Source organism: Alterinioella nitratireducens (assembly GCF_013155465.1).
In the GTDB taxonomy this organism is placed as follows: domain Bacteria; phylum Pseudomonadota; class Alphaproteobacteria; order Rhodobacterales; family Rhodobacteraceae; genus Alterinioella; species Alterinioella nitratireducens.
Map to the genome: position 1 here is coordinate 1 of NZ_JABJVX010000032.1, position 7,019 is coordinate 7,019.

Below are 7,019 nucleotides of genomic sequence, written 5' to 3' on the forward strand. Positions count from 1 at the left end.
GCCTCGCTTCGCTATGCGAAGGCTCCGCTCAGCCCGCGCTACCGGCGGGAGTTACACCAACTGTTGGGACACTGCTGGATCTGTCTGCACGCGGCGCGATCATCTGCCAATCGGCAGCAGAGCTTGCTCCTGCGCTTGCCGCGCTCCTTCGCCAGAATAGCTAAGGCGGGCCGACATCGATCCGAGGCAATTCCGATAGCCCACTCATCGATCCCGCACTCCGGAAATCGCAGAGGTTGCGGGCTTCACCGGCGGGGGCAGGGGGGCCACGAGCCGTTCGCCTTTTCTGCCGCTTCGCTCTTTTTTTCGCGCGATCAAGACGCAGAGGACGGCCCCATGACGCAGGATGTCCTGATGGATGAAGTCCTATTGTCGGGCGGTTCACTGCTGCCGCACGAATGAAGTATCAAAGACTCCCTCTGTCGTATCGCGGACAGCGACCTTCGCAGCAGCGGTGATTGCCGATGGCCCACAGCAGTCGTTGGGATCGGTCGCAGCGCAGGTCCGGTTTGAGGCCAAGTGACCAAGGCGTCACGGCTCGGTTTCGCACATGCAACGAGACGCTCTTCGACGTGGACGGCCCAGACTCGACCTTCCTCAGGGAGATCATCGCTGCGTCGCAACTTACCCGAAGCTGCCATTCGTGTTGGTGCTGTTGACCCCATCTGGATTGGCCTTTTCGCGCTCATTCCGGCAAGACGTGCACATCCTCGGCAGCGAAGTCGATGAGGGTCCGTATCTTTCGAGGTAAGGTTCGACCCTCGAGGTAAACGGCGGTAATCGGCCCCCCATCCATTTCGAACTCCTCCAGCAGCGGAACGAGGCGTCCCGTCTCGAGCATGTCCGCAATCGCGAACCGGGGCGCATAGGCGATCCCCATGCCAGCCGCGGCCAGCTCTATTGCCGCCCGGGCAGAATTGACATGGAAGCGGCCTCGCACCTGGGCCACAACCTCGGTGCCGTCTTTTCTGAACCTCCACCGATGTGGCTGGCGCCGGTTCGTATCGACAATGCAGGCGTGCCGAGAGAGGTCATCTGGTGTTCTTGGTGCCCCGTGCTCATTCATGTAGTCTGGATGCGCCACCAGTGAGCTTTGAAACGTGCCGAGCTTGCGCGTCTTCAGTGATAGCGTCTCCGACAAGCCCATCCGGAACGCCAGGTCGATGCCGTCGGCGGCCAAGTCGACGTAGCGATCGTCCAGCCTCAGGTCGAAGGTCAAACCTGGGTGTGCTTCGGCGAACCGCGCCAGCATGCCGGCCACGTAGACTTCACCGAAGGTCACAGGCGCCGAGACCCGAATGATCCCGGTCAAGCCGCGCGATCCCTCCGACACATTGCTTAGGAGAGCATCAAGCTCGTCGAGGACGGCTGGCGCCCGGGCGAGGAGATCCTCCCCGGCCGGCGTCAACCCAACCTTCCGGGTGGTCCGCTGGAGCAACCGCGTTCCGAGGCGCGATTCCAGTTCGGCCACGTATTTCGAGGTCAGGCGATTCGAGACCCCAAGTTGCGCTGCACCTGCGGTGAAGGAGCCGGTCCGAGCGGTGGCCACGAAAGCCTTGAGTTCGTCGACGATGTCCATGGGCACCCTTTTAGGAACAATATAACGATAGTCATTCCATAACATCGCCATTTTATGGAAGATTGGGAAGTCCTACCTTCGCTTCAGTGAACAACAGCCCGCCCTGAGGGGTGGCGAACCGAAGGAGGAATGAAATGCGTATCGCAATTATCGGAAACGGCAATGTCGGCTCCGGCCTCGCCCAAGTTCTGGGTCTGGCTGGTCACGAGGTGTCCGTCATTGGCCGCAATGATGACCTCTCCGCCGCCGTCTCCCAGGCGGAGGTGGTGGTTCTGGCCACGCCCTATGGCGCCGTGGCCGATCTTGCCGGCAAGGCCGACTTCACCGGCAAGACCGTCATCGATGTCTCGAACCCGGTGACCGAGGACTTCTCGGGTCTCCAGGTCGGCCACAAGACCTCGGCTGCCGAGGAGATCGCATCCCGGCTGTCCGGCGCGACGGTGGTGAAGGCGTTCAACACGATCTTCGCGCAGCACTACGGCACGGGCCTCAAGCTGAATGGCCAGCCGATCCAGACCTTCGTCGCCGCCGATGACGAGGCCGCGCGCGGGAGCGTCAAGGCGCTCGCCGCCGAGATCGGCCTCGAACCGGTCGATGCCGGTCCGCTCGCCAACGCTCGCTACCTCGAGCCCATCGGCTTCCTCAATATCCAGTTCGGCTACGCCTTCGGTCACGGAACCGGGATCGCGCCGCGCTGGCAGTTTTCCTGACATACCCTACGGAGCATCCGACATGACTACGCAAACCAATACCGACTACGCCGCCGCCGCCCTTCGCATCTCGACCGGCGTCCTGTTCCTCGCCCATGGCTGGATGAAGGTGAGCGCTTTCACGATCCCGGGCACCGTCGCCTTCTTCGAAAGCCTCGGCCTGCCCGGCGTGCTCGCCTATTTCACCATCTTTGCCGAGCTGGCGGGCGGCATCGCCCTGATCCTCGGCCTGGGCACCCGTGTCGTCTCGATCGCGCTGATCCCCGTCCTCCTGGGCGCGACCTGGGCCCATTCCGGCTTCGGCTGGAGCTTTTCGAACGAAGGTGGCGGATGGGAATACCCGCTGTTCTGGGCCGTGGTGCAAGGCGCCGTTGCCATTCTGGGGCGCGGAGCCTTCGCCCTGCGCATCCCCAAGCTCGACCAGCGCCTCGGCCAATTCGCCTGATCGCCCTCGCCGGCCGTGGGTCACCGCCCGCGGTCGCGCTCTTTCCCAAGGAGACCCGACATGACCATTGCCAACGACTTCTTCGACATGGCTGCCGCGCCACTGCGTATCGGGACGGTCCGGCTCAAGGTGCGTGATCTCGATGCGGTCTCCACCTTCTACCAGAGTGTGCTCGGGCTCAGCCCTGTCGCGACGACCGACCATCGCATCATCCTTGGCACCGGAAGCGCGCCACTCCTGGAACTCGAGGGCGACCCGAGTCTCTCGCCGCTCGATCCGCGGCAGGCCGGTCTGTTTCACACGGCCTTCCTGATGCCGACCCGATCCGACCTCGCCCGCTGGTTCGCTCATGTCGCCGAGGCGCGCGTGCCGCTGCAAGGGGCCTCGGATCACTTCGTCAGCGAGGCGCTCTACCTCGCCGATCCAGAGGGAAACGGCATCGAGGTCTATGCCGACCGCCCGGTCTCCGCCTGGCACGGAGAGAATGGCGAGATCCGGATGAGCACCGACCCGCTGGATCTGCAAGATCTGCTGCAAAGCGCCGAGGGCACCGAATGGTCGGGTCTCCCCGACAACGGCAGCATCGGCCATGTCCACCTTCAGGTGGGCGACACGGGCAAGGCCGATGATTTCTACCGCGACCTGCTCGGCCTCGATATCGCGGCGCGCTATCCGGGCGCCAGCTTCTACGGCAGCGGCGGCTACCACCACCAGCTTGCCGGCAATATCTGGAACAGCCGACGGGCCGGCAAGCGCCCAGAGTGTATGGCCGGTCTCGATGCTGTCGAGATAGTTGCCCGGGACCGGCAAGACCTCGCGGCCATTGCCACCCGCGCCGAAAGCTCCGGCATTGCCGGCAAAACGAACGCGGACGGCCTGACCCTGCACGACCCCTGGGGCACCGCCATCACGTTCAGGACCTGAGGAGAAACGACAATGCTTCGAGACGGAAAATGGGTTGCAGACTGGCAGCCGGTTCAGGCCCAGGATGAAAAGGGCGGCTTTGTCCGCCAGACCTCCGGCTTCCGCAACTGGGTCACGCCTGACGGCAGCGCCGGGCCGACCGGTGAGGGTGGCTTCAAGGCAGAGCCAGGCCGTTACCACCTCTATGTCGCGCTGATCTGCCCATGGGCGTCCCGGACGCTGATCGCCCGCAAACTGAAGAGGCTGGAGGACGTGATTTCGGTCTCCGTCGTCGAGCCGGAACTGTCCGACCAGGGCTGGCGCTTCGGCGATCCGGTCGAGGCTGAGGGCGCTTCCTACATGCACGAGATCTACACTCGGGCCGACCCGGCGATCTCCGGACGGGCAACCGTGCCAGTGCTGTGGGACAAGAAGCGCGGGACCATCGTGAACAATGAATCCGCCGACATCCTGCGGATGCTGAACTCCGGCTTCGGCGACCTGGCTGACGACAGCATCGATCTCTATCCGGAGGACCTTCGCGAAAGAATCGACGCTCTCAATGACCGCATCTATCCGAGCTTGAACAATGGCGTCTACCGCACGGGTTTCGCCACCACGCAGGTCTCCTACGAGGAGGCATTCCACGACGTCTTCGCGATGCTCAATGAACTCGAGGAGCGCCTCGCTGATGGCCGCGAGTTCCTTTTGGGAGATCGCTTCACCGAGGCCGATGTGCGGCTCTTCGTGACGCTGGTGCGCTTCGATGTGGCCTATCACGGCCTCTTCAAATGCAACCTGCGCCGTATCGCGGACTATCCCGTCCTGAGCCGCTACCAAGAACGGCTCCTCGCCATTCCCGGCGTGCGCGACACGGTCAGCATCGACCACATCAAGCGCGGCTACTACTCGATCAAGGCGCTGAACCCCACCGGCATCGTTCCTCTCGGACCGGAGCGGGCCCCGGTCTGAAGGGGCGATCATCCGTCCGGATCAGGACCCTGGCGCACACGGGGCGCGCCAGCACCGCCAGCCACTGATCACTGGGAACCCGAAGGCCGCCACGACACCGGCGACGGCAGTCCAGGAATGTCCGCCTTTAGATCACCGACGTCGCAGCATCGCACTTACAGAGAATGTCAGCAATCCGCTCTTAGGGTCGCGTCCTGGCGCTCGAGGAATTTTCTGGCCGACTTCAAAGGGAGATCACATCGCGGTTCGCCAGGTCCGGTCCAGAACCGCTGATCACGAGATAGCCTCGCTTCAGGTTGTTGTTCAATTGTGAGGGCGGTGGCCCGCTTGACGACACTGACTTTGATCAGCCGTGTCGCAGGGCATCGAGGCGCAGGCAATCATCGGCAATCTGCAAGGTCTCACCTTCGGCAAGGACATCGATCGCGTTCTGGGCCAAATGGATGATCATGGGTTCTCGGAATTCCCACCGCCACGGGCATGCAGCTGGCGGATTGGCTCCACCGGCATAAACCCTGGTTCAGATTGGTGCAGCAAGGGTGACAGACCGATCCCCCCTCGGTTCAAATCGAGACGATTGAACCTGAGGTGAATGGCGCGCGCCGGTCCCTTTGCGCATATCAGGCCCATCAAATGCGTGGACGCCGTCACCGCGTCCTCGCCGAACCCCAGATGTGCACGAAAGGGATCCAGACATGACACGTATCACAAGACGTCAACGACCGATCTTCGCCTTGACCACGACCTCCTGCGCTGCTGCGGTGGCAATGGTGCTATCGGTCGCAACACCCGGCCTTGCGCAATCCTCCAGCAGCGCCCCGCAATCTGCCCCCGCCAACGCACAACCCGCGCCGAACACGGCGCAGGCGTCCACGTCGTCCTCGGCGAACGCCCAAGCAATGAGCCAGATCGAGATGGTTCAGGTTCGCGGGGAACTGGCTGTCATCGCCGAGCTTGAGGCGCGCGGATACACCATCGTGTCCCGGTCACGCACCCTGCTTGGCCGGGTGCGTCTGGAAGCCGAAGCCGCGACGCATTTGCGTGAGATCGTATTGCACCAGTCGACCGGCGAAATTCTCAGCGATGCCGTGATCCGGGTCTTCGCGGATACCTCCGGCGCTACAAATGCCGGAACCGCTGGTCCAGCCGGGACCGGTTCGATCGGCGGCGATGCCAGCCTGGGCGTTGACGTGGATGTCGATCCTGCCGGTGACGGCATTGGGGCCGACATCGGCGTTGACGGTGGTCTCGGGATCGGGAACTAAGCTCAGATCTCAATGTTGATCGGGGCGGGCCCTCTTGCCCGCCCCGGCCATACCGGAGGACGCGCGGACATGCCCCGAAACATCAATGGCTCACTCGTGCTATTGCTCACCATCGCTGTTCAGGTGACCTTTGCAGTCCTCTTCCTCGGGTTTTTCGCCTTCGATGTCTCGACTATCTTGACGCAACCGGTAGGCTACAGCATCCGGGAACTCTTCGAACTGTTCGCCGTCCTGGCCCTGATCCTGAGCATCGCCATCAATATCGTGATGATCCGCCGGCTTCTCAAAAGAGCGGCAGCGGCAGAGCAAGCCCTGATGATCGCGCGCGGTGCATTTCAGACTCTGGCCGAGGCCGAATTCGACCGATGGGAGTTGAGCCGCGCCGAACGGGAAGTTGCCCTGCTTGCCATCAAGGGGTTCTCGAATGCCGAGATTGCCGAAATGACAGGCAAGAGCGAGGGCACCGTCAAATCGCAAAGCGCTGCCGTCTTTCGCAAGGCGGACGTCCAGGGCAGGATTGGCTTGGTGACCCACTTCATGGAAGAGATCGTCGGCGATACACTGGTTCCCGGTCAGGATTGAATGATCCATCCAATAAGACAGAACTGTTGGTAGTCGCCAGCCGCCTAATCGCACCAACACTTCCGGCAGCGCGCATCATGCAGTTGCCGCCTGTGCACGTGAGCAGCGATCACGTCTGACCGAGAATTCATCGAGTTAAGCATTGCACCTGATTGCTGAACGGCAATTGGGATAGGCGGATTTGATCGGGATGCCATGGCGGCACCTAAACGCATCCCCATTAATCAAGCGGGGTTTTCCTAGGACCTCCACGGGATCCGGCGACCTGTCCGTTCCTGATCCGATGGACGTTCAGCCATTCCTCAACTGATGCGTCTCGTGCCAATGTCTGGCGATATCAACTCGACGGGTGATCCAGACATTGTCATGTGCTTGGACATGGTCGAGGAACCTGGCTAGGGCGCGCAGACGACCGGGGCGTCCCGCCAGGCGGCAATGCAGGCCGACCGACATCAGCCGGGGTGTCTGCGCACCTTCTTCCCAGAACTGGACCTGTCACGGTTTGATGCCGCTCCTTTGATAGCATTTACTGCAACAAAGGAGACTGACTATGGGACTGAAAC

7 protein-coding genes are annotated in these 7,019 nt (G+C 62.3%); 6 read left to right on the plus strand and 1 reads right to left on the minus strand.

All coding sequences use genetic code 11. From position 1 onward, the window contains the following. Nucleotides 1–685 precede the first annotated feature (685 nt). Nucleotides 686–1,579, minus strand: a complete 894-nt coding sequence (locus HNS34_RS20080; protein WP_172321858.1) for a LysR family transcriptional regulator — start codon at nucleotides 1,577–1,579, stop codon at nucleotides 686–688. A 134-nt stretch (nucleotides 1,580–1,713) separates the two neighbouring features. On the opposite strand from HNS34_RS20080, the gene HNS34_RS20085 reads away from it, so the two are divergent. From HNS34_RS20085 to HNS34_RS20110, 6 genes are all read left to right on the plus strand, one after another. Then, complete coding sequence (locus HNS34_RS20085; protein WP_172321859.1) at nucleotides 1,714–2,289, plus strand: NADPH-dependent F420 reductase; 576 nt, start codon at nucleotides 1,714–1,716, stop codon at nucleotides 2,287–2,289. A 22-nt stretch (nucleotides 2,290–2,311) separates the two neighbouring features. Then, entirely contained in the window at nucleotides 2,312–2,734 is a 423-nt protein-coding gene (locus HNS34_RS20090; protein WP_172321860.1) for a DoxX family protein, read from the plus strand. A 60-nt stretch (nucleotides 2,735–2,794) separates the two neighbouring features. Further along, a complete protein-coding gene (locus HNS34_RS20095; protein WP_172321861.1) occupies nucleotides 2,795–3,658 on the plus strand; it encodes a VOC family protein in 864 nt (287 codons plus the stop codon). A gap of 12 nt (nucleotides 3,659–3,670) precedes the next feature. Beyond that, complete coding sequence (locus HNS34_RS20100; RefSeq protein WP_172321862.1) at nucleotides 3,671–4,609, plus strand: glutathione S-transferase family protein; 939 nt, start codon at nucleotides 3,671–3,673, stop codon at nucleotides 4,607–4,609. A gap of 695 nt (nucleotides 4,610–5,304) precedes the next feature. After that, on the plus strand, nucleotides 5,305–5,874 hold the full coding sequence (locus tag HNS34_RS20105; RefSeq protein ID WP_172321863.1) for a hypothetical protein: 570 nt from the start codon (nucleotides 5,305–5,307) through the stop codon (nucleotides 5,872–5,874). A 69-nt stretch (nucleotides 5,875–5,943) separates the two neighbouring features. Further along, complete coding sequence (locus HNS34_RS20110; RefSeq protein ID WP_172321864.1) at nucleotides 5,944–6,456, plus strand: helix-turn-helix transcriptional regulator; 513 nt, start codon at nucleotides 5,944–5,946, stop codon at nucleotides 6,454–6,456. Nucleotides 6,457–7,019: the final 563 nt, after the last annotated feature.